Source organism: Arthrobacter sp. TJ-170 (assembly GCF_058269305.1).
The window spans coordinates 82,609-104,315 of record NZ_JBZCNL010000006.1 but is presented as its reverse complement, the minus strand read 5'-3'; the positions used below and the strand labels follow the sequence as shown (position 1 = coordinate 104,315).

General features: G+C 64.2%; 22 protein-coding genes. 10 read left to right on the top strand and 12 right to left on the bottom strand.

Going from position 1 to position 21,707, the window contains the following annotated elements:
* Complete coding sequence (locus AC4D1W_RS12335) at positions 1–111, top strand: MFS transporter small subunit (protein ID WP_490891944.1); 111 nt, start codon at positions 1–3, stop codon at positions 109–111.
* A gap of 77 nt (positions 112–188) precedes the next feature.
* On the opposite strand, the gene AC4D1W_RS12330 is transcribed toward AC4D1W_RS12335, so the two are convergent.
* The 5 genes from AC4D1W_RS12330 to AC4D1W_RS12310 form a co-directional block, all read right to left on the bottom strand.
* Positions 189–512, bottom strand: coding sequence for a hypothetical protein (locus tag AC4D1W_RS12330; RefSeq protein WP_490898931.1), 324 nt, complete (start codon positions 510–512; stop codon positions 189–191).
* Between the two features lie 71 nt (positions 513–583).
* The gene (locus AC4D1W_RS12325) at positions 584–1,567 is read right to left on the bottom strand and encodes an aldo/keto reductase (protein WP_490898930.1); all 984 of its coding nucleotides are present in this window, start codon (positions 1,565–1,567) and stop codon (positions 584–586) included.
* A gap of 24 nt (positions 1,568–1,591) precedes the next feature.
* Positions 1,592–2,383 (bottom strand): ZIP family metal transporter, encoded by a 792-nt coding sequence (locus AC4D1W_RS12320; RefSeq protein WP_490891950.1) that lies wholly within the window; start codon positions 2,381–2,383, stop codon positions 1,592–1,594.
* Positions 2,384–2,434: 51 nt separating this feature from the next.
* Entirely contained in the window at positions 2,435–3,916 is a 1,482-nt protein-coding gene (locus AC4D1W_RS12315; RefSeq protein WP_490898929.1) for a glyceraldehyde-3-phosphate dehydrogenase, read from the bottom strand.
* A gap of 219 nt (positions 3,917–4,135) precedes the next feature.
* Positions 4,136–5,218 (bottom strand): LacI family DNA-binding transcriptional regulator, encoded by a 1,083-nt coding sequence (locus tag AC4D1W_RS12310; RefSeq protein ID WP_490898928.1) that lies wholly within the window; start codon positions 5,216–5,218, stop codon positions 4,136–4,138.
* A gap of 164 nt (positions 5,219–5,382) precedes the next feature.
* Here AC4D1W_RS12310 and AC4D1W_RS12305 point away from each other — a divergent pair, with 164 nt between their 5' ends.
* The 7 genes from AC4D1W_RS12305 to AC4D1W_RS12275 all read left to right on the top strand — a co-directional run bounded on the left by AC4D1W_RS12305 (position 5,383) and on the right by AC4D1W_RS12275 (position 11,057).
* Complete coding sequence (locus AC4D1W_RS12305) at positions 5,383–6,231, top strand: ABC transporter substrate-binding protein (RefSeq protein WP_490899009.1); 849 nt, start codon at positions 5,383–5,385, stop codon at positions 6,229–6,231.
* A gap of 58 nt (positions 6,232–6,289) precedes the next feature.
* Positions 6,290–7,072 (top strand): amino acid ABC transporter permease, encoded by a 783-nt coding sequence (locus AC4D1W_RS12300; protein WP_490891952.1) that lies wholly within the window; start codon positions 6,290–6,292, stop codon positions 7,070–7,072.
* Entirely contained in the window at positions 7,069–7,851 is a 783-nt protein-coding gene (locus AC4D1W_RS12295; protein WP_490898927.1) for an amino acid ABC transporter ATP-binding protein, read from the top strand. Before AC4D1W_RS12300 ends, AC4D1W_RS12295 begins: the two co-directional genes overlap by 4 nt.
* A complete protein-coding gene (locus AC4D1W_RS12290) occupies positions 7,851–8,891 on the top strand; it encodes a Gfo/Idh/MocA family protein (RefSeq protein ID WP_490898926.1) in 1,041 nt (346 codons plus the stop codon). Before AC4D1W_RS12295 ends, AC4D1W_RS12290 begins: the two co-directional genes overlap by 1 nt.
* A 28-nt stretch (positions 8,892–8,919) precedes the next feature.
* Positions 8,920–10,047, top strand: coding sequence for an NAD(P)/FAD-dependent oxidoreductase (locus AC4D1W_RS12285; RefSeq protein ID WP_490898925.1), 1,128 nt, complete (start codon positions 8,920–8,922; stop codon positions 10,045–10,047).
* Between the two features lie 92 nt (positions 10,048–10,139).
* Complete coding sequence (locus AC4D1W_RS12280) at positions 10,140–10,400, top strand: antitoxin (RefSeq protein WP_490891959.1); 261 nt, start codon at positions 10,140–10,142, stop codon at positions 10,398–10,400.
* Between the two features lie 3 nt (positions 10,401–10,403).
* On the top strand, positions 10,404–11,057 hold the full coding sequence (locus tag AC4D1W_RS12275; RefSeq protein WP_490898924.1) for a DNA alkylation repair protein: 654 nt from the start codon (positions 10,404–10,406) through the stop codon (positions 11,055–11,057).
* 9 nt (positions 11,058–11,066) lie between these two features.
* On the opposite strand, the gene AC4D1W_RS12270 is transcribed toward AC4D1W_RS12275, so the two are convergent.
* Positions 11,067–11,957: a ribonuclease Z gene (locus AC4D1W_RS12270; RefSeq protein WP_490891963.1), complete on the bottom strand. Its 891-nt coding sequence runs from the start codon at positions 11,955–11,957 to the stop codon at positions 11,067–11,069.
* A 65-nt stretch (positions 11,958–12,022) separates the two neighbouring features.
* The gene (locus AC4D1W_RS12265; RefSeq protein ID WP_490898923.1) at positions 12,023–12,631 is read right to left on the bottom strand and encodes an SRPBCC family protein; all 609 of its coding nucleotides are present in this window, start codon (positions 12,629–12,631) and stop codon (positions 12,023–12,025) included.
* Positions 12,632–12,724: 93 nt separating this feature from the next.
* Between AC4D1W_RS12265 and AC4D1W_RS12260 the strand changes: the two genes are divergently transcribed.
* Positions 12,725–12,955, top strand: coding sequence for a hypothetical protein (locus tag AC4D1W_RS12260; protein WP_490898922.1), 231 nt, complete (start codon positions 12,725–12,727; stop codon positions 12,953–12,955).
* Here the strand turns inward: AC4D1W_RS12260 and AC4D1W_RS12255 are convergent.
* From AC4D1W_RS12255 to AC4D1W_RS12235, 5 genes are all read right to left on the bottom strand, one after another.
* The gene (locus AC4D1W_RS12255; RefSeq protein ID WP_490898921.1) at positions 12,952–14,220 is read right to left on the bottom strand and encodes a multidrug effflux MFS transporter; all 1,269 of its coding nucleotides are present in this window, start codon (positions 14,218–14,220) and stop codon (positions 12,952–12,954) included. The two genes, AC4D1W_RS12260 and AC4D1W_RS12255, sit on opposite strands and share 4 nt — an antisense overlap.
* Before the next feature lie 129 nt (positions 14,221–14,349).
* Positions 14,350–14,673 carry a hypothetical protein gene (locus AC4D1W_RS12250; protein WP_490898920.1) on the bottom strand — a complete coding sequence of 108 codons (324 nt, stop codon included), beginning with the start codon at positions 14,671–14,673 and terminating at the stop codon, positions 14,350–14,352.
* 73 nt (positions 14,674–14,746) lie between these two features.
* Positions 14,747–16,186, bottom strand: a complete 1,440-nt coding sequence (locus AC4D1W_RS12245) for a lipase maturation factor family protein (RefSeq protein ID WP_490898919.1) — start codon at positions 16,184–16,186, stop codon at positions 14,747–14,749.
* Between the two features lie 52 nt (positions 16,187–16,238).
* On the bottom strand, positions 16,239–17,906 hold the full coding sequence (locus tag AC4D1W_RS12240; protein ID WP_490898918.1) for an alkaline phosphatase D family protein: 1,668 nt from the start codon (positions 17,904–17,906) through the stop codon (positions 16,239–16,241).
* A gap of 52 nt (positions 17,907–17,958) precedes the next feature.
* Positions 17,959–18,660 carry a GntR family transcriptional regulator gene (locus tag AC4D1W_RS12235; protein WP_490898916.1) on the bottom strand — a complete coding sequence of 234 codons (702 nt, stop codon included), beginning with the start codon at positions 18,658–18,660 and terminating at the stop codon, positions 17,959–17,961.
* Between the two features lie 52 nt (positions 18,661–18,712).
* Here AC4D1W_RS12235 and AC4D1W_RS12230 point away from each other — a divergent pair, with 52 nt between their 5' ends.
* Complete coding sequence (locus tag AC4D1W_RS12230) at positions 18,713–21,571, top strand: FAD-binding and (Fe-S)-binding domain-containing protein (RefSeq protein WP_490898915.1); 2,859 nt, start codon at positions 18,713–18,715, stop codon at positions 21,569–21,571.
* The last annotated feature ends 136 nt before the right edge of the window (positions 21,572–21,707 follow it).

The following is a 21,707-nucleotide window of genomic DNA, read 5'->3' as shown; positions in this document are numbered from 1 at the left end:
ATGGAAATAAGCAAGGCTCGTCTGGTCGTTGTATGGGCACTCGTGGGTTTGCCGCTGGCCTATGGAATCTTCCAGACCCTCACCAGGGTCACCGCACTATTCACCGGGTAGGAGTGGCCGCCTGAAAGGAGCAGGACCGTGGAATTGTTCCCACGGTCCTGCTCTCTTGTGACGCTTATTTGCGCTGGCTAGCCCCGCGAGACGTTGAGGTGAACGCCTTCCTCGTCGACGCTTTCCACGGAGTCGGCTTCCTCGTAGAAGTGGTTGCCGATACCGGTCCCGTCCACCTCCACGTAGCCTAGCCTGAGCAGACGTTGGCTACGTTCCTCATCGACGTCCTCGGAGGAGAAGGCACCAGAGAAGAAATTGACGATCCCGGGGCGTTCCTCGGATTGGCCCTGCGGAGTGACCGCCTCCGGGTCGCCCATCTTTACTTCCTTCACCGTGCCGACCTTTTTGCCGGCGGCATCGAAGACGTCCATCCCTTCGCGAACTTCACTGAGCTTATCCATGGTGAATGTCCTTTCCGATCGCGTCCTGGAATTTCAACACTAGGACGGTGGCCGAGCTCCGTCGAGGCCTGCTACCAGCGAGGGTGGACCGCTTCCCGGAAGTAGCGGTTGTAGATGTCCTGTACACCAGACCCGATGTTCTTGCCAAGGTCCAACTGCCCCGCTGCTTCCGCATTCGCCCGCGCCTGAGCAGCGGACCGGGCTCCGGGAATGACTGTGGTGACGCCGTCCTGGGCGATAATCCAGGCAAGTGCGGCCTGGGCGGTGCTCCCGCCGTCTGGCACCAACGACGTGAACTCGTCCGCGGCTGCCAGGCCAGTCTCGAAGTCCACGCCGGAGAAAGTCTCACCGACGTCGAACGCTGCACCCGTGCGGTTGTAGTTGCGGTGGTCGTTTTCCGGGAATTCCGTGTTCCTGGTGTACTTGCCGGACAGCAGGCCCGAGGCCAGCGGCACCCTGGCGATGATGCCGATTCCGGCTTGCTTTGCGGCGGGAAGTACTTCATCGAGAGGCTTGAGCCGGAACGCGTTGAGAATGATCTGCACGGTGGCGGTGTTGCCGCGGCGGATCGCTTCGAGGGCTTCGTCCGTCCTTTCAACGCTGACTCCGTAATTGGCAATGGCCCCTTCGGACACAAGGGTGTCGAGGGCGTCATACACTTCGGATGAGGAGTACACAGCCGACGGCGGGCAGTGCAGCTGGACAAGGTCCAGGGTGTCCTGCTGCAGGTTACGGCGGGAGCGGTCGGTCCATTCCCTGAAGTTTTTGAGGGTGTAGTTTTCGGGCACCTGGTCGACCCGGCGGCCCATTTTGGTGGCCACCGTGATGTCGAGGCCTGGGTTTGCCTTCAGGAAGTTCCCGATAGTTTGTTCGCTCCGGCCGTCACCGTAAACGTCCGCTGTGTCGAAGAAGTTCACTCCGGCGTCGGCGGCGGCCTCAAGGACCGCGAGGGCGTCCTCGGGCCGGACGTCTCCCCAGTCCGCTCCCAGCTGCCATGTTCCCAGACCGACGGTCGAGACGTTGCGTTGTGTTCTGCCAAGTGTGCGTTGTTCCATTGTTCGACTATAGGGCGGCCGCTCCTACATGAGCGACAGAACGAACGCGAGGACGAAGCCTGCCGCAGTGCTCATGGCGACTGCGGGTCCTCCGTGCTCGTAGGCCTCCGGCATAAGGGTGTCCGCGAGAGACGCGATCACGGCGCCGGCCGCGAAGGCCAGAGGGAGCGAGATCGTCTGCTCGGTGGCACCGGAAAGCGGGCCGGCTCCGATCACGACGGCGGCTACCAGCAGTACGGCGCAGGCCGACCAGAGGCCGACAATGCGCCCCTTTGGCATCCCCTGACTCTGCATGGAGGCGGAGCCGACAAGTGCCTCGGGCAGGTTGGACACGAAGATGGCCGCGAGGAGCGCCAGCCCGCCGGTGCCCCCGCCGAGCGCAACGCCGAGGGCTACGTTCTCCGGTACGCCGTCCAGCGTGACAGCGGCCAGTAGCGCGAGACCGGCAGCGCCGCGGGTTGACACGGCGGATGACTTTTCATCCTCGGCGGCCGCGTCGGTATCGAGCTTCGCACTGCCCTGATACTCGTCGGAGGGAGTGTCCTTCCCTCCGGGCTGCGCCCACTTGTCCAGCAACGCGCTCAGCACCGTGAAGACAAGGGCACCGGTGAAGAGGCCCACCGCCGCCAGCATAATCCCGCCGCGTTCGTAGGCGTCCTGGAACAGTTCGAAGGCAAGTGCCGTTATCAAGGAACCCGCAGCGAAAGACAGCATGATCGCGAGAACCCGCTTCGGCAGCTTGAAGCGGACGCCGATGAGTGAACCGATGATCAGCGGCGTCGACGCGACCACCCCGAACAGAAGGGCCGTTCCCATGGCGAAAGTATAGGCTCGCTTGCGGGCGAGCGGGGGGCCTCTTTTCGAGGATTAGCGGATGGAGGCAAGCTCCGCCGTCGGAATGGCTTCCTTCGCCGGGAACGACGGCGGATTGACTCCGGCCATCTCCTCCATGACGCGCACTACCTGGCAGCTGTAACCGAACTCGTTGTCGTACCAGACGTAGAGTACGAGGTTGTTGTCATTGCAGATGGTTGCGAGACCGTCGATGGTTCCTGAGCGGCGTGAGCCCACGAAGTCGGTGGAGACGACGTCGGGGGAGTCGATGTAATCCAGTTGCTTGCGCAGCACGGAGTGCAGCGACATTTCGCGGAGGTAGTCGTTGACATCGTCCTTGGTCGTCCCGCTCTCGAGGGACAGGTTGAGGATCGCGATCGACACATCCGGGGTGGGTACGCGGATGGAACTGCCGGTGAGCTTGCCCTGCAATTCAGGCAACGCCTTCGCGACGGCCTTTGCGGCACCCGTCTCGGTGATGACCATGTTGAGCGCAGCCGAGCGGCCGCGGCGGTCGCCCTTGTGGAAGTTGTCGATGAGGTTCTGGTCATTGGTGAACGAGTGAACGGTCTCGACGTGCCCGTGCACGACGCCGAACTCGTCATTGATCGCCTTGAGCACCGGGGTAATGGCGTTGGTGGTGCAGGACGCGGCGGTGACAATACGGTCATCGGCGGTGATATCCGTGTGGTTGATGCCGTGGACGATGTTCTTCAGCGAGCCCTTACCCGGCGCCGTCAGCAGTACCTTGGCAACGCCCTTGCTCTGCAGGTGCTGGCTGAGGCCTTCCTCGTCACGCCAGCGGCCGGTGTTGTCCACGACGAGCGCGTTGTTGATGCCGTACGCGGTGTAGTCGATGGTTGCCGGGTCATTCGAGTAGATGACCTGGATCCGCACGCCGTTGGCGGTGATGGTGTTGGTTTCCTCGTCCACCTGGATGCTGCCCTCAAAGGACCCGTGCACCGAGTCGCGCCGCAGCAGGCTTCCGCGCTTCATGAGGTCATTATCGGCGCCCTTGCGCACCACGATCGCTCGCAGGCAGAGACCGTGCCCGCCGCCTGCCTTCTCGATGAGCAGCCGGGCCACCAGGCGGCCGATGCGGCCGAAACCATAGAGAACGACGTCGGTGCTCGTCCGCGCATCCGCGCCGCGCTTCCCGACGACGTCGGCCAGCTCCGCCCGGAGGAACTCTTCCAGGGAGGCGTCACCGCCGTCGGCCTTGTACTTCTGGCTGAGGCGGGCGACATCAATGGACGCGGCTCCCAACTCCAGGTCGGCGAGGATGCGCAGCAGGGGAGCAGTCTCTTCGAGGAGCAGCTCTTCCTTGCTCATGCGGCGTGCGAAGCGGTGCGCCTTGAGGATGCCCATGGTGGACTTGTTGATCAGGCTGCGCCCGTGAATGCTGGTGACCACGTTGTTTTCGCGGTACAGACGGCCGATGACGGGAATCATCCCTTCGGCCAGTGCCTCCCGGCTCATCCAGGTGTCGCGGGTGACTGAAGGGTTATGATCCACGATGATCAGGTCCTCTCTCTCGCCGGTTGTTCCGGCGTTTGCCGCTGGCTTCCAGAACGGGAGTGCGGCAGGTTCAGTGGCTCGGTTTCCGCGCTGATCCGGACGGCTTCGACGTCGACAGGTTGGGTGCGGTGATGCAGCTAGGATATCCGCCGCCCGGGCTGCGGATAACTTCTGGGGGCGATCTGTGACGAACGGCATACCGGGTGGGTCAGCGTGTTACGACGCGAATGCAGAGAGGGAGGGCGCTCCCACCGATTCCCTCTCGATCAGGGTGGCGGGAAACACAGGCAGGACCGGTGGAGCAACGCCGCGGATGCGGTGCAGCAGCGTGGTGGCCGCTGCCTGCCCAAGTTCGTAGACCGGCTGCGAAACCACAGTCAGCGGCGGCGTAACCAGCCGGGTCCAAGGAAAATCGTCGTACATCACGAAGGAAAGGTCCTCAGGGATTCTCACGTCCATGGAGCGCAGTATCTCCAGAACACTCAGTGCGACGAGGCTGTCAGAGGCAACAATCGCCGTTGTTCTCTCGCCACTGGACAGCAGGTCATTGAGGATTGACTGGACGCTTTCTGTGGTGTTGGCGCCCAGTCGGATGAAGGAATCGTGAAACGGAACCCCGGCTTCATTGAAGGCCCGCCGGGTGCCGCTAATGCGCTCGCCGACCGCTGAAGATTCCAGCGCTCTGCCGCTTTGATACTCGGCACCTCCGGTCTCGAGCGCCGATATATAGGCTATGCGCTCATGACCGCGGTTGATGAGGAGTTTTGCAGCATCGTAAGCGGCCTGCTCGACATCGGAAGCGATCATATCGACGTCGACTCCGGGCGCTGAACGGTCAAAAAGCACCAGCGGGCGGCCAGCCTCAACGATCTGTTGCAGGTGCTGCGTGCTGGAGGAGGAAGCGGGTGCAACAATCAGGCCGTCCACCCGCTTGTCCTGCAGGACCCGCACTGCGTCAATCTCGGCTTGCAGGTCCTCGCCGGTGTTGATGAGGATGACGTCGTAGTCGGCCCGTTTCGCGGCATCGGAAATGCCGCGCATGGCAAGTCCGAAATGGGGGTTCTCAATATCCCCGACCACAACGCCGATCGTGTTGGACCTTCCCGTGTTCATGCTGCGCGCAAGCTCGTTGGGCCTGTAACCCAATTGCTCCGCCGCCGCCAGGACCCGTGAATTGACCTCCTCGCTCACAGCCCCGTAACCGCCGAGAGCCCTCGCCGCCTGCGCTTTCGACACTTTCGCTTCGCGGGCCACGTCGGCAACGGTGATGTCCCGCTTCCGGGAACTGGAGGTCGTCATATGCAGCCTTTCGAATGGTGGGGTTGACGTATCTCTCGATGTGCGCGTAGATTCCTCATCAACCTTTGTGAGCCCGGTCTCATCCTAGCCATTGAGACCGGACTCAACAAGTACGGCAACCGAGGCACACCACTAGCACCCCACTGATAGAGATTGGATCAATGATGAATATCCGTTCCAAGTTCCGCCCCACCGTCGCAATGGCAGCAGCGGCGCTGTCACTTCTGGTGATGACAGGCTGCGCCAGCGAAGCAGTTTCCGACACGGCCGAAAGCAACCCCTACGGGCTGATCGAACCAGGGAAGATCCGGGTTGCAAGTCTCGGTGACGCCAAGCCGTACACCTTCACCGATGAGTCGGGGCAATTCACCGGGTTCGACGTTGAACTGTTCGAGGATGTAGCCGGACGTATTGGGATCGAGGAAGTCGTCTTCACCGGTCAGGACTTCTCCGGCCTACTCGCTGCCGTGGCGAACGAGCAGTTCGACGTCGGCGTTGCCGCAATCGGCATCACCGAGGAACGCAAGCAAACGGTCGACTTCTCGGATGGCTACCTTGCCGGCTACCTCACCGTGATCACCACGGAAGGATCGGGAGTTACGGGCGAGGATGCGCTGGCGGGCCGGCGACTGGGCATGGTGCAGGGGACGCTCCAGGAGGCCTACGCGGTCAAGAACTTCACCGAAACCGACTTGGTGCGCTTCCCGGATAACAACACCGCAATTTCCGCGGTGAACAGCGGCACCGTCGACGCACACTTCCTCGATTATGAAGCAGCCAAGGACTACATGGAGAAGTTCGGACTGGTCAGCGCAGCCGACATTCCGTCCTTCGACGCCCCCGCCGGCTTCGCCATTGCAAAGGGGAAGGAAGAATTCCAGGCAGCCCTCAATGAAGCGCTGGCCGCCGCAATGGAAGACGGGACCTGGAAGGAGCTATACCAGAAGTGGTTCCCGGGATCTCCTATGCCTGAGCAGTACCTGCCCGAAGCCGAGCAAACTTCCGGCAAGTGACCGACGCAGCGCACATCTTGTACTGCGCAGCGAACCGTATGACGACTGAGAGCCAATAATGGACCTGCTCGATACCCTCGCAAGAACGTTCCTCGACTTTGAAGCCATGATGGCAGTGTTGCCCCAACTGCTTCAGGTGGGGCTCATCAATACCCTGATCATTTCTGTCAGCGCCACTATCATCGGCGTTGTGCTCGGAATGGTGGTCGCGATCATGGGCATATCGCAGTCGCGATGGTTGCGCATTCCTGCCCGCATCTACACCGACCTTTTCCGCGGACTGCCGGCCATCCTGACGATTCTCCTGATCGGACAGGGATTCGCACGGATGAGCCAGGAGATATTCGGCCCCTCGCCATACCCCTTGGGCATTCTCGCACTCAGCCTGATTGCCAGCGCCTACATCGGCGAGATCTTCCGCGCCGGTATTCAAAGCGTTGAACGGGGTCAGCTGGAAGCATGCCGTGCACTGGGCATGAGTTATGGCCGCGCGATGGCACTCGTCGTAGTACCCCAGGGCATACGCAGGGTCCTCCCGGCTTTGGTGAACCAGTTCATCGCCATCATCAAGGACTCCTCCCTGGTCTACTTCCTCGGCCTCCTCGTATCCGAACGGGAACTCTTCCGGGTGGGACAGGACGCAGCAGTGCTCACCGGCAACCTCTCGCCCCTCGTCATGGCGGGGCTGTTCTACCTCATTATCACGGTGCCACTCACCCACCTCGTGAACTACTTCGACCAGCGCTTCCGGGCCGGCGGGCGCCGTCGTCCGGCTGCGCCCACCAGCGGACTGAAGGAAGTAACTGAAATCGAGAGCGCAACCACAGGGAGCGGACGATGAACCAGACAACACCGATGGGCCAGGCCATCGCCACTCCGGAAGCCAAGACATTCCGCGGATCAAGCCTCGAGTTGCGGGGAATGTCCATGGCGTACGGCGATGTCGACGTACTGCGCAACGTGAACATCACCGTGGACCCTGGAACGACAACATGCATCATCGGGCCTTCCGGATCAGGAAAGTCCACGCTGCTCAGGGGTATCAACCGTCTCCACGAACCGAAGAGCGGGGACGTCCTTCTGGGCGGGACCAGCGTGCTGAAGGACCAGCCCGATGCGCTGCGCCTGCGCATCGGCATGGTCTTCCAGCACTTCAATCTCTTCCCCGACCACACAGCACTCGAAAATGTTGCCCTTGCTCCGTGGAGGGTCAAGCGGATGTCCAGAGCCGATGCCAGGGCACTGGCCGCGGAGCGCCTGAAGGAAGTTGGTTTGGCCGAACGGGCTGACCATCGCCCCCGCGACCTCTCCGGTGGGCAGCAGCAGCGGGTCGCGATCGCCCGCGCCCTCGCCATGGAGCCTGAGGTCATGCTCTTCGATGAGGTCACCTCCGCGCTGGATCCCGAACTCGTCAAGGGTGTATTGAACCTCATGGCGGGTCTCGGCGAACGGGGAATGACCATGGTCGTCGTCACCCATGAGATGGGCTTCGCACGCAAGGTCGCTGACCAGGTGGTCTTCATGGATGAAGGCGAGGTTGTTGAAGCCGGGCGACCGGCGGACCTGTTCGACCGGCCACAGTCCCCGAGGCTGCAGCGATTCCTCTCGGAGGTGCTCTAGTGGAAGCCGGAAAACCCCTGCGCACCGCCGTCGTCGGTTTCGGGGTATCAGGTCGGGTGTTCCATGCGCCGCTGATTGCGGCGAACCCCGACTATTCGCTGGATGTGATTGTCACAGGCAATCCCGACCGCGCGGCCCAGGCGGAGACCCTGTACCCGGGCACCAAAATCCTCGCAAACCCCGAGGATGTGTTCGCGCATACCGATGAGTTGGATCTGGTCGTGCTTGGAACTCCGCCGGCCAACCACTATGCGCTGACGGAGCAGGCAGTAGCGTGCGGTTTGAACGTGGTTGTAGACAAGCCGTTCGTCCCCACTTCTGCCGAGGGCGAGGAGTTGATCACGAAGGCGGGTGACGCCGGCGTCGTGCTCTCGGTTTTCCAGAACCGGCGCTGGGACGGTGATTTCCTCACCGTCCGCAGACTGATCGACGGCGGCCACCTGGGCGATGTGCGCACGTTCGAGTCGCGCTTTGAATGGTGGATGCCTGAAGGTTTCCGAAGCTGGAAGGACGAAGCCCGCATATCCGAGGGGGGCGGCATTCTCTTTGACCTCGGAAGCCACCTGATTGATCAGGCAGTCGTGCTGTTCGGGCCGGTTAAGGACCTGCATGCGGAAGCCGTACGCCATTCGGCGAGCAGCGTGTCAGATGCGGATGAAGACACTTTCGTGTCGCTGCTCCACGAGTCCGGGGTGCGTTCCCGCTTATGGATGAACGGACTGGCGGCCCGCCCGGCTCCCCGCTTCCATGTGCTCGGTTCCCGTTCGGCCTACACGAAATGGGGTCTCGATGGACAGGAGCCGGCACTGGACGGCGGGCTTTCACCATCAGATCCCCACTATGGGGTTGAGCCCGAATCTCGCTGGGGTGAGCTGGGCGCAGGGGAGAAGGAGCAGTTCGTCCCAACCGTGCGAGGCAATTACCCCGAGTATTACCGGCTGCTGGCCGGTGCTATCCGTAACGGTGGGGAACTGCCAGCAGACCCGGCCGACTCCGTTTCCGTCCTCAAAATTATTGAAGAAATCCACGGCCTGCTTTAGGCCCGTCAGTTTGAGAAAGAGAGCTGCTATGTCCCTGGAATCACCTGCCCGGAGAGTTGCCGTCATCGGTGGCGGCATCCTGGGAGTCTCCACAGCCGTCCACCTGCTTCGCGGCGGTGCGTCAGTGGTCTTGCTCAGTGAGGGGGAACTCGCCAGCGGGGCCTCCGGTAGATCACTGTCCTGGCTGAACTCGGCGGGGGAACGGTCCCGCCCCTACCATGACCTTCGCCTGGCCGGGATCGACCGGTACCGCACGCTGTTTGCTTCCGATCCTGATCGCGACTGGCTGCGCTTCGACGGTGGCCTGTTCTGGGATATCGAAGCGAACAGCGCAGCGACGGTGAAACGCCACAAGTACGAGAAGGCACAGGGCTACGACTCCCACCTCATCGCCCCTGAGCAGCTCAACCGCTGCGCACCCAACGTGAATAGCGCCACTGCGGGAGCAGCATCCATCTTCAATCCGGGGGAAGGATGGGTGAGTTTGCCTCATCTCATCGAGTTCCTGATGGAGGAGTTCAAGGAATTGGGCGGTGACCTCGTCACCCACGCCGGTAAGGTGTCGGTCACCGTGAACGATCAGGGCCGGGCGGCAGGTGTTGCGGCGGCCGACGGGGAGGCCTATGCAGCCGACGTCGTTCTGGTTGCATGCGGACCCCAGACGCCCGCGGTCGTCGCCGGCCTGGGTGTACACATCGACGACGCCTCGCCGGTGTCCATGCTTGTACTGACTGAACCGGCGGAACACGGAGTTCGAGCTGTGATGAACACGCCCCGTGCCGCCGTACGCCCGAACCCTGATAGCACCCTTGCCCTTGACCACGACTGGTATGAGGAGCAGATCACGGAGCATCCGGACGGCACCTTTTCCATCCCGGAAGCCGTTGTCCAGGAACTCGCGGACGAGGCCTCCGCCTTGATCGAGGGGACGCCGCAACTCAAGGCGGCCTCCTGGCAGATCGGCCGCAAGCCTATCCCGGGCGATGGAGAGCCGGTTTTCGGTGAGCTGCAGAAGGTCCCGGGGTGTTTCGTTGCGTTCACCCACTCGGGCGCCACCCTTGGTCTGATCGCAGGGGAGCTCCTGGCCGGGGAGATACTGACGGGCGAAAAGCACCCTATGCTGGCTACCTTCCGCCCGGAACGGTTCGAGAAATAAACCCGCACGGGTAGTAGCTCTACCCGGGGATTATTTGCCGCGCGGCTACGTTGGTATTGGCAGAACATCACTACGAAGATAGGTACCGCGTCATGGCTGGATTAGGCTCGCTCGGCAAGATTGCCCGGGAACTCGCTCGAAACCCGAAGGTTCGGGAGGCGATCAACAGTCCGAAGGCAAAGCAGATGGGCAGCAAGGTGGTGGACCGTGTGGCGGACGCCGCAGACAAGGCCACCAAAGGTAAGCACCAGGACAAGATCCAGGACGCCCGGGGTTCGGCGCAGAAGCACTTGCGCGGCCCCGGGAATGGTCCTGAAGTAAATCCCAATGACCCGGGAACACCCCGCTCCTAAGCCTTGAGCGGGGCAGTTGATTTCATTGACGCAGCGCTTCAGCGCGAGGCGTCCTGGGACCGGGCTGATGCACTGAACGCGCTCGACGATGGACTCCGCTATTACGGGTCCTCCGTCGGCGCGGTCCGCGGCACCGTGCGCGACGCCGTCCGCAAGTATCGCGGCATGGATCGGCAGGACGTGCTCCTTTTGAGCGCTGAACTGTGGTTTGAGCCGGTGTTCGAGAGGCGCCTTGCCGCCGTCGTGCTGCTGCAGACCCAAGTGGCGCTGCTTCGACACTCTGATCTCGCCCGGCTGGAGCGGTATGTGAGGGATAGCCGGAAGGACGCGCTCGTGGACCCGATCGCGGTCGACGTTGTCGGACCCCTGGCGGCGCGCCTGGCGGGGCCGGAGCGCGCCCACGCCGAAGAGGTGCTGGACCGGTGGGCGTCGAGCTCGGATCCTTGGCTCCGCCGGGCCGCCCTGCTGGCACCGTTGCGGGAGTTGCGCTCAGGCGATAACGACGGTGATGCTTTTATTCGCCGCGCTCGTCTGGCGCTTGCAAAGGAGGACGACGACGGCCCCGTCCGCGACGCTCTCGACGTCCTGAACACTGAACTGGGCAAGCGGCGCCCCGAGCTTCTGGCCGAACTGCCCGCGCCCTCTGACTCGCCCTGAGGGCCTGCTTCAGGAGACACGGCGGCGCTTCGGGAACGGGATTCGGTCCAGGTCGCTCGCCGCGATCACCTGCGTGCCGACGACGGCGGCCGTTGCCTGCTCCGCCAGCAGGCCGACATCCGGGTACCGCGACGAAAAATGGGTGAGGATCAACGTCCCCGCATTGCCGTTAGCGGCCAGCGCGCCCGCCTGCCCGGCGGTGAGGTGCAGATACTGCTCAGCAAGACCGGCGTCGTCGTTGCTGAAGGTAGATTCCGCAACGAGTACGTCGGCGCTGTCTGCCAGCGACTCGGCGCCCTCGCACTCCGCAGTGTCCATGACGAAGGCGAAGCTCTGACCCGGACGCGGGACACTGACGTCCGCAAGCGTGGTGTTGCCGATGCGTCCTTCGCGCTGCAAACGGCCGACGTCGGGTCCTGAAATTCCGGCGTGAGCGAGGCGATCCGGCACCAGGCTGCGCGACGGGGGCTCGCTCAACCGGTAGCCGTAGGCCTCGATCCGGTGCCGCAGCGGTTGCACTTCCAGGCCGTCAGCGATGGTACCCGCCGAGCCATGCGGCCTGAATCGCAGGTCGAGGCCCGGTGTCGCCAGCGAAACCAGCGCGCGGAGCGACTCTTCCCCGGACGCGGGGTAGTGGAGGTGTACCGGGTGGGTTACGCCGTCGAGCACCATGCGCGACAGGACCCCGGGGAGGCCGAGGCAGTGGTCGCCGTGGAGGTGGGTCAAACAGATGCGGGTGATGCTCGAAGCGCCGACGCCGGCGTAGGTCATCTGCCGCTGTGTGCCCTCACCCGGGTCGAAGAGCAAGCCCTCGCCGTCCCAGCGGAGCAAGTAACCGTTGTGGTTGCGTGTCCGGGTGGGAACCTGGGAGGCGGTGCCTAGGATCACGAGTTCACGCATGGGGACGAGTCTGCCATCCCTTGCCAGTCGGACACACCCGGGGGTCCGGAAGCCTCCAGCAAGTCCTAAGTCGCAGGCCGGGACCGCTCAGCCAGACGCTTCAATTCCTTCAATTGCTTGCGCATCATGAACAAATCTCCCCATGCGAGTGCGTATCGGCGGAAAGTCTTCAGTGGTCCGGGAGGCCGCGGAACAACCATCTCCACGATGAGACGCGACTGCGCACCCCTGCGTTCGACCTCATAGTGCACCGTCAGGGCTCCGAAGAGCGAGCGCGGTGTTCCCTTGTTCATGCTCACAGTCATCGATGTCCCCGGCACAACCGCAATCACGGTGAAGATGGTCATTACAGAGTCACCAACGGAAACGTTCACCAGAGCCCGGTCAATCGATTGAGGGCTTCGGCGTCCAAAGTTGTCGGCCCAGTCGTAACTGTAGGGCGCCCTGCGCAACTGCGTGACCCAGGCGAACAGCTCCTCAGGCGCAGCATCAATGTCGATCGCCCGGACCCAGCGCTGCCCCGGACTTGTCGCCGCAAAATGCCGCGGAGCAAAGCCTTCACGGGATCCAACCGGATACCACCACCAGGGAGCGCGTTGCGGCAGGGAGTCCGCGTCGCCGATTTTCACAGTCCGCGTGCGGGGGAGAGTTTGCGCATGAATTGAGTCTGCCATCCTTGCCCGATTGCTGGTTCGGCACACGCCCATGGGTGCACGCTGCGCGGTAACGTAGGTGGAATCAACGGGGAATGATCGTAGGAGGAACTCATGAGTACCGGTGATTCGCAGAACGGCGTACAGGACGGTCTTCAGAATGAGCACAATCCGATATCGCGGGACCCTGAGCGCACTGATGATGAAAAAGCCGCGGACATAGCCGCAGACGAAGCCGAGGGTGTCGCCGAGGGCGTCAACGAAGCCGCAGGGCCTGCCGAAGAGAAAGACCAGGAGGGCGACGATGACCGCGAGCTGACCACGGACACCAGTCCCAGCGACTAGGGCTTCGCGGCGGCCGTTTCCTCCGGAACTTCCAGAGCTTGCCAGCCGCCCTTGCGGAACACCGGTGTGCCACACAGGAGCACGACGACGGTGAGCGCCACAGTGCCGAGCATGACCACCGCCATGGAAACGGCATCGCCGCCCAGAAGCCCCACGACCGGACTGACAATCCCAGCCACGCCGGATTGCAGAGCGCCGATCACTGCTGCAGCAGTGCCCGCCATGTGCCCGTAGGAGTTGAGAGCTAGCACCGATGCGTTGGCCGGGATCATGCCCTGGGTGCCGAGGACCAGCCACAGGGCAGCGCAGAGCCCAACGACGCCGCCGAACCCGGTGGCCGCAACTGCGAGCAGGATCAGCGCGAACAGCAGTTGAGCGACCGCCGCCGTGCGCAGGAGCCGCGCTGGAGCGATTCTCCGGACCAACGATGCGTTCACCTGCGCAGATAGCACCAGCGCAACCCCGTTCAGCGCGAAGACCATCGCGAATTGTGCCTGGCTCAGGCCGTACTGGTCCTGGAACACGAAGGGTGAACCCACCACGTAGCTCATGATCATTCCGAGGCCGAGCCCCGGAATGACCGCGAGGGACATAAAGCGCACGTTGCGCAGCAGGTGCCAGTAACCGCCCGCCACGTGCCTCACGTGACTCGACCGCCGCCGCTCCTCCGGCAGGGTCTCCGGCATGAACCGCCAGACGATAATCACGAGGGCTACCCCGATCAGTGCAAGGGCGTAGAACACCGCGCGCCAGTGCCACACTCCGGCGATCGCCTGCCCCACGGTGGGAGCGAAAAGCGGGGCAACGCCGATGACCAGCATCAGGCGTGAAAGGAGCCGGGCGGCGTCGGACCCGACGAACCTGTCGCGGATAACCGCGATGGCGACGACGGCGGCGGCCGCGTTGAAGAATCCCTGCAGAACGCGAAGCACAATGAGCGTGGCGATGTCGGGCGCGATCGAGCACAACAGTGAAATCACCACGTGGAGGGTGATCCCGACGATGAGCGGCAATCGTCTCCCGAACCGGTCGGATAGCGGACCGATCACGAGCTGCCCGACACCTCCGCCCAGCAGCATCCCGGACAGCGTGAACTGCACGGCCGCCTGGCTCGCCCGCAGGTCCTCCGCAACCGCGGGAAGAGACGGGAGGTACATGTCAGTGGTGACGGCCGGCAGGGCGGCGAGGGCTCCCAACATCAGGATGTACTTGATGCCGGGAACATAGCGTGGGGTTTGAGCCTGGGATGCAGGCAGATTGTTCACCCGATCAACTGTAAACCGATTTCGGCTCTAGTGGAGTGGGAGTTGAAACGTTACGAGCGGGTCAGACGGTTCTGCGCCGAGTCGCAGCGACGGCCGCTGCATAGCGCTGCGGGAAGTCGTTCATTCCGCTCACGGCATCCCGCCTGGTCCGGCCTGGCCCTGCATCCCGGCGCTCGGGTACTGGTGCGGGTTGTGCGGCCGGTCGTCGTCGAAGGTTTTTCCACTCGACTCTTCGCCGTACGTGCGTGCGCGCTTGAGGTCGCGCTTGCGCGCCTGCATCCCGAGGAAGAACATGGCGATTCCCTCAAGCAGCAGGAACGCTCCGATGACCGCGAGGAACCAGTCCAGCCCGCCGGCGGTGCCGTCGACGATCTCGCTCAGCGGCACCAGGAACAGGAAGACGCCGGCAAGCAGCGACGTGCCGCCGGTCAGCAGGAGCTTGGTGTAGTTCATTGCGTTCCCCCTTTTGATAGTCCCCTCCATTCAAACAGGGACGACGGCGGCTGGCTATGCAAACCGCGCGTCCTCAACGCCGATGGCCTGCCTTCAGGGACACCGGATCCACGAGCGTCCCGGCTTCCTCCCGCATCCAGACCAGCCCGTTGACCCGTTTCTCCTCGTGCGTGGAGAAACGGTAGCGGAATACCCGGGCACGCACGTATCTGGGTGGTTCGCCGTTGAACGGGTCATGCCGCAGCAGCTTCAGGATCTTTGGATCCGCCTCCAGCAGTTTCACCAGCAGCGGCGTGAACCACCCGCCGTCGGACCCTAATGCCAGGAACCACATCAACCAGTCGAGGCGCAGGTGGTAGGGCGCGTACTGGCGCGGCGTGCGGCTGGGATCGCCGGGCTTGCCCTTGAACTCGTACTCCTCCCAGCGGGAACCCGGTTCGCCGTCGTCAGTTGTACCTTCAACGATCACCTCATACCGGACCTTCGTCACGCTGCCGAACGCACCATACGCATTGACAAGGTGGAAGCGGTTGAAGCTGGCGTTCATCAACTGCCGCTTCGCGAACAGGTTCCGCAGCGGCTGCCAGCTCAGGTAGGCAATGAAAACTGTCGTGAGAACGGCGACGGCGGCGAACCAGACCGGGGTCGTGCTGTAAGTGGGCCCGATCGTGAAGCCGAGGGCTTCATAGAAGGAGTCGGGCACCGCGCCGAACGTGAGGACAATGGTGATCCAATTGAGCCACGCGAAGTTCCCCGAGATCACCAGCCAGCCCTGCGTGACGATGATGATGATCGCGGCAACGCCCGCGACCGGCTGCGGCGCGAAGAGGAAGAACGGCACCACCAGCTGCGTGAAGTGGTTCCCGGCCACTTCCATGCGGTGCAGCGGTTTCGGGAGCAGGTGAAAGAAGCGGCTGGCCGGGTTCGGCATCGGCTGGGTTTCGTGGTGGTAGTAGAGCGCGGTGAGATTACGCCAGGAGCGGTCGCCGCGCATCTTGATCATCCCGGCGCCGAACTCCAGCCGGAACACCAGCCACCGGATGGCCAGCAGCACCAGGAACGGAGGTGCCACCTCGTTGGAGCCCAGGAACGCCACGAGGAATCCGGCTTCAAGCAGCAGGCTCTCCCATCCGAAGCCGTAGAACACCTGGCCTACATTCACGATCGACAGGTACAGCGCCCACAGAATCAGGAACGCGAGTATCGGGAGCCACGGCGGCCCGGCCTGCGGAATCCCGATCACCAGCAGCGCCGCGATAATGCTGCCCACCCAGCACACCGCCAGCAGCAGCCGGTCGGAGTAACGCCAGCGGAACAGCGTGGGGCCGGCACGCTTGCCCGCCCGTTCGATGAACCGGGGAGCCGGCAGCAGTCCTTTCTCGCCGAGCAGCGCCGGGAACTGGTTGATGGCCGAGATAAAAGCGATGAGGTAGATTGCGGCCACTCCGCGCTGGAGGATGTGCCGCCCCACTTCGTATCCCTCGGCGTCGAGCACGCCGCTCAACCACTCCATGCTCCAACGAAACTCCCGTCACGCCCGGAGCGTCAAGGGTTGTTGGGAAGGGTCAGGATGCGTCCCGAGCGGTCACCGGGTGCGGAACGATGGTGATCGAGGTGACTTCCTTCAGCGTCGGGGCAGCATGGTCGCCGCTGACGACGCCGGTGTCCCACCGCAGCTTCAACCCCTCCTCGGTCACCTCCAGGCTTGCGAGGTTGTTGTCGAACCACGGGCTCTTCAGCGTGGACCAGTGGAACGGCGGATGCGGGACGAAACGGGCCAGCATGCCGCCGAGGGGGCCGGCCACCCGCGTCGACAGCAACGCTGCAACCCAGCGCAGCGCAGGCCGGAGCGGATTACGGATCGGGGAGCAGACCGCCTGCAGGACGCGGGATTGCATGGGATGATCCACTTCCTCGATGTAGGAGAAGTGGACGTCGCCGGACAGGAAGGTCACCGTTTCAGGGGCGGCGCCGCGCCTTCCTTCGGCGACCTCCGTGGCCATGGTGGCGACGGCGCGGAAGCTGTCCGGGAACGCGGCCCAGTGCTCGAGGTCGATTTTCTGGCGGATCCATTCGCCCACCGTGGCAAGGCGTTCGCCCCAGCGGCCATCGGCGAGCACGGCGTTCCAGTCTTCGATGTGGTGGAGGCCCCGCGGAAGCAGGAACGGGAGGGACGTGGCGACCAACAGGTGCCGCCGATCACCCTGCATCAACTCGTCCAGCCACTGCAGTTCCTTGTGGTCGAGCATCGAGCGCCGACCGGGTTCCAGGACGCGCGCCGCCCGCGAATCGAGAACGATCAGGCGCGTATCGCCGAAGTCCCGGCAGAAGCTCCAGCGGTAGCGCTCGGGGTCGCGGTCAGCCTCCTCGACGACTGCCTCGACCACGGCGCTGAGGTCCAGTTCTTCCGGTCCCTGGTGGGACTTGATGGTTTGCCAGACTTCGTCGGCGGCGCGCTCGGTCGGGGAGAGGTTCCCGAGGTGCTGGTACACCCAGTAGGACGCGAGACCGGAGACGATGCGGTCATGCCACCAGGGGAGTGCCGCTACCTTCTTCTTCCAGAGCAGCGAGGAGTTCCAGTCGTCACGGATGTCGTGGTCGTCGAAGATCATCGCGCTGGGGACAGTGGAAAGCAGCCACCGGATGGCCTGCCCGCACCATGCCAGCCGATAGACCTGCGTGTACTCCTCATAGTTGCGGAGCTCGGCGTCCAGCTTGGTGCTGATTCCGCGATCGTCGCTGATGAGCTGGCGCATCTCATCGCTTGGAATGTCGGCGTACACCTGGTCACCCAGAAACGCGATGAGATCCGGTCGGGCCCCTTCATCACGGGCGGCGAGGTCGAGTGCGAACGCCAGCAGGGAGTCCACTCCGTGCTCCTTGTGCGTGGCAACGTCGTTGGCTTCGCTCGTCCGGCAGGAACCGTAGGAAAGTCGCAAGGGGCGTTCCGGATCCAGGGTACGGATGGTCGGCGCAGGGAACGGCGATCCGTCCTCCGGCCACACTCGCTGGCCGTCGACTTCCACCGTGTACGCCGAGCTCGATCCTGGTTCCAGCCGGTCCACCTCAACCAGCGCGTAGTGGTGCCCACGCACCGCAAAGGTTCCCGTTTCCCATTCCCGGCCGGCGGCGATGACCCGCACACTGGCGGTCGAGCGCGTTTCCACCCACACACTTGCCGTCGTCTCGTCGACGTACCTGAGCATCGGGCCGAGTACCAGCAAGCTGTCCATCCCTTATTTCTACGCGAGCGGGAGGTGTGGCGCCATTGCAGGACGCCTGCGCTCAGCCGACGTAGTCCTCCCAGAGGCGATCGACGTCGTCGTTCTCGGTTGCCGCGCCGCGCAGCAGGAGCTTCCCCGTCGATTCCAGGTGGCGGCGCATCGCCTGCGCTGCGGCGTCGGCGTCGCCGTGTTCGACGGCGGTGAGGATCGGCAGATGCTCGGCGTAGACGTCCTCGAGTGAGCGGGCCGTGCGGATGGTGGACATGCCGACCAGGCGGGTTGCGTCGCGCAGGTTCTCGATGATGCGGATGGTGTGACTGTTGCTAGCCAGGTTGAGCAGGACGGCATGGAGCCGTTGGTCGTGCAGGAGGAACGCACCCTCGTCGCCGTCCCGGACTGACTGTTGCATGGCTGCGCGTTCCCTCTCAAGGGCCGCGCGGTCCTCCGGGCTGGCGCGTCGGGCAGCCTGCGCGGCCGCCGGAACTTCAAGGGCCAGCCGGACGGCCATGATTTCAGCAAGTTCACGCGCACCGGGCAGCACCACCCGGAAGCCGCGGTTCTTCTCGATGGTCACCATTCCGGTTTCGGCGAGCCGCAGCAGTGCCTCGCGGGCCGGGCTGCGGGACACGCCCAGGCGGTGCGCCAGCTGGTAGACGGAATACAGCTCGCCGGGTACCAGCGAACCGCTCCGGATATCGTCCCGCACCGCTTCGATGGTGCGCTCGGTGAGCGACGGCGGTCTCGACGACTGTGCGGCAGGCATGCGTCAAGCGTAGCCGTGTGCACATACGCCGCGGAGGACTAACATGTTACGCATGGCGACGACGCTCACAGCACCCCGGTCCCTTGTATCCGAACTTCAGTCCCGCGGAGTCGGGGATGCGCGGGCCGATGCCACCTCACGCGCTGTCTACTCGAGCGATGCCTCGCTCTACCGGATCCAGCCCGCGGCAGTCGTCTTTCCACGGCACATCGACGAGGTCCTCACCACCCTTGAGGTCTGCCGGGAACGGGGGATTCCGCTAACGTCACGGGGCGCGGGGACCTCCATCGCGGGCAATGCGATCGGCCGGGGCGTCGTGATCGATTTCAGCCGCCACCTCAACCGGGTCCTCGATTTCGACGCTGAAAACCGGACCGCCGTCGTCGAACCAGGTGCTGTCCACGCGACACTGCAGAAGGTGGCACTCGCCAACGGACTCCGGTTCGGGCCCGATCCGTCGACGCACACCCGCTGCACGGTCGGTGGCATGATCGGCAATAACGCGTGCGGGTCGCGGGCTCTCGCCTACGGGCGGACGGCCGACAACGTAACGCACCTCGAAGTGCTGACAGGCTCCGGAACCAGGCTTCGGCTGGGAGCCGGCCAGACGCCGTCGTCCGCGGAAACCGACGCGCTCCGCGAACTGGTGGCCGCCAACCTCGGAACAATCCGTACTGAACTGGGACGGTTCGGCAGACAGGTATCCGGCTACTCGCTCGAACACCTGTTGCCGGAACGGGATTTCGACCTCAGACGAATGCTGGTGGGCACTGAGGGGACCCTCGCCGTCGTGCTGGAAGCCGGCGTCCGGCTGGTGACCGACGCGGCCCACAAAACCATGGTGGTGCTCGGATTCGAGAACATCGGTGAGGCCGGTGACGCCGTGACGTCCGTCCTCCCGTTCAAGCCGACCGCGTGTGAGGGGCTGGATTCGCGCATTGTCGAGGTGGTGCGCTCGCGGAAAGGCCCGCAGGCCGTGCCCGAGCTGCCCGGCGGAGCGGCGTGGCTGTTCGTCGAGATCTCGGGTGAGGACGCTCTCGAAGTGGCCGACCGGGCCGCTGCGGTGAGCCGCCTCGACGTTGCCCGCCACACCCGCATCATCACCGACGCCGGCCAGGCCGCCGCGCTGTGGAGGATCCGTGAGGACGGCGGCGGACTCGCCGGCCGCTCACCAGCCGGCGCACCGGCCCATGCGGGGTGGGAGGACGCGGCTGTCCCGCCGGAGCGGCTCGGGGACTATCTGCGGGAGTTCGACGAACTCCTGCTCGCGCACAATCTCACCGGCTTCCCGTTCGGACACTTCGGCGACGGCTGCGTGCACGTGCGCCTGGACTTCCCGTTCCAGCGCGACGACGGCACTGCGGCCTTCCGTTCGTTCCTCACCGATGCGGCCAGGCTCGTCGCCTCCTACGGTGGCTCCCTGTCCGGCGAACACGGCGACGGACGTGCACGCAGCGAGCTCCTGCCCTTCATGTACACGCCGGCCGCGCTGTCCCTGTTCGGAAAGGTCAAGCGCATCTTCGACCCGGACAATATCCTCAATCCGGGCGTCCTCATCGATCCCGAGCCGCTCGACGCGAATGTCCGCGTCGCCGAGGCGGGACCCCTGCGGTCCGGCCTGGCCTTCGGCTACGAGCACGACGGCGGCGACTTCAGCCAGGCGGTCCACCGCTGCACGGGTGTGGGACAGTGCCGTGCCACTAATCGGAACAATCAGACGGTGATGTGCCCGTCCTACGTCGCGACGCTCGAGGAGAAGGACTCCACGCGAGGACGCGCCCGCGCGCTGCAGGAGATGATCAACGGCAGCGTGACCGGGGGCGCGGCCGCAGGTCACACGCGTGGCAAACCGAACTGGCGGGCGCCGGAAGTCCATGACGCACTCGACCTGTGCCTGTCCTGCAAGGGCTGCGCTTCGGACTGCCCCACGGGCATCGACATGGCCGCCTACAAGGCTGAAGTCCTGCACCAGAGCTACAAGGGGCGGCTCCGGCCGGCGTCGCACTATTCGCTTGGCTGGTTGCCGCGGTGGGCGTCAGTTGCCGCAGTTGCACCGCGCCTGGTCAACGCCCTGGTGAGCCTGCCCGGTCTCGGAAAACTGGGCCTGCGGATCGCGGGGGTGGACCAGCGCAGGAAGATCCCTGCGTTCGCTCCGCAGACCTTCCACAAGTGGTTCGGCCGCCGGACGGCCCGCGCGTCCGCGCGGCGGCCGCAGGTGCTCCTCTGGGCCGACTCCTTCACCAACAACTTCTCCCCGGAGGTGGGCAAAGCGGCAGTCCGGGTGCTGGAAGATGCCGGGTACGAGGTCCGGATTCCCGAAAAGCCCGTGTGCTGTGGGCTGACCTGGATTTCGACCGGGCAGCTCGACAGTGCCCGCAAGATCCTGCGCTCCTCGGTGGAGACGTTGAAGGAGTATGCGGAACAGGGCATTCCCATCGTCGGCCTTGAGCCCTCGTGTACCGGGGTGCTGCGGTCGGACTCGATCGAGCTGCTGGGTCGGCCGGAAGCCGGGGGCGTCGCAGCCGCCACGCATACTCTCGCGGAACTGCTCGCGAAGACACCGGGGTGGGAAGCGCCGTCACTGGAGGGGACCACCGTCGTCGCGCAGCCGCACTGCCACCATCACGCCGTAATGGGTTGGAGCCCGGATGCGGCTTTGCTGGAGGGTGCGGGCGCCACGCTGCAGAAGCTCGGCGGCTGCTGCGGTCTCGCCGGAAACTTCGGCGTGGAGCGCGGCCACTACGAGGTTTCGGTTGCGGTAGCCGAGCAGCAGCTCCTGCCGGCGGTCCGCGCGGCGGAGGCCGACGCCGTCGTACTCGCGGACGGCTACTCCTGCCGAACCCAGCTGGAGGATCTCAGTGAGCGGAAGGGAATTCACCTGGCGCAGCTGCTGGACCCTGAGCGACGCTGATATCCGCGGGTAGGCCGAAGGTTTCCGCCGGTGCATTTCATCCTGCATGCGCCTTCAGTGGGGTCATTCGTCCATCGACCCCCGGGCCGGTTCAGCTTAAGCTGGCAGTAGCCATTCGAGCGCAGGTGCAAGGAGG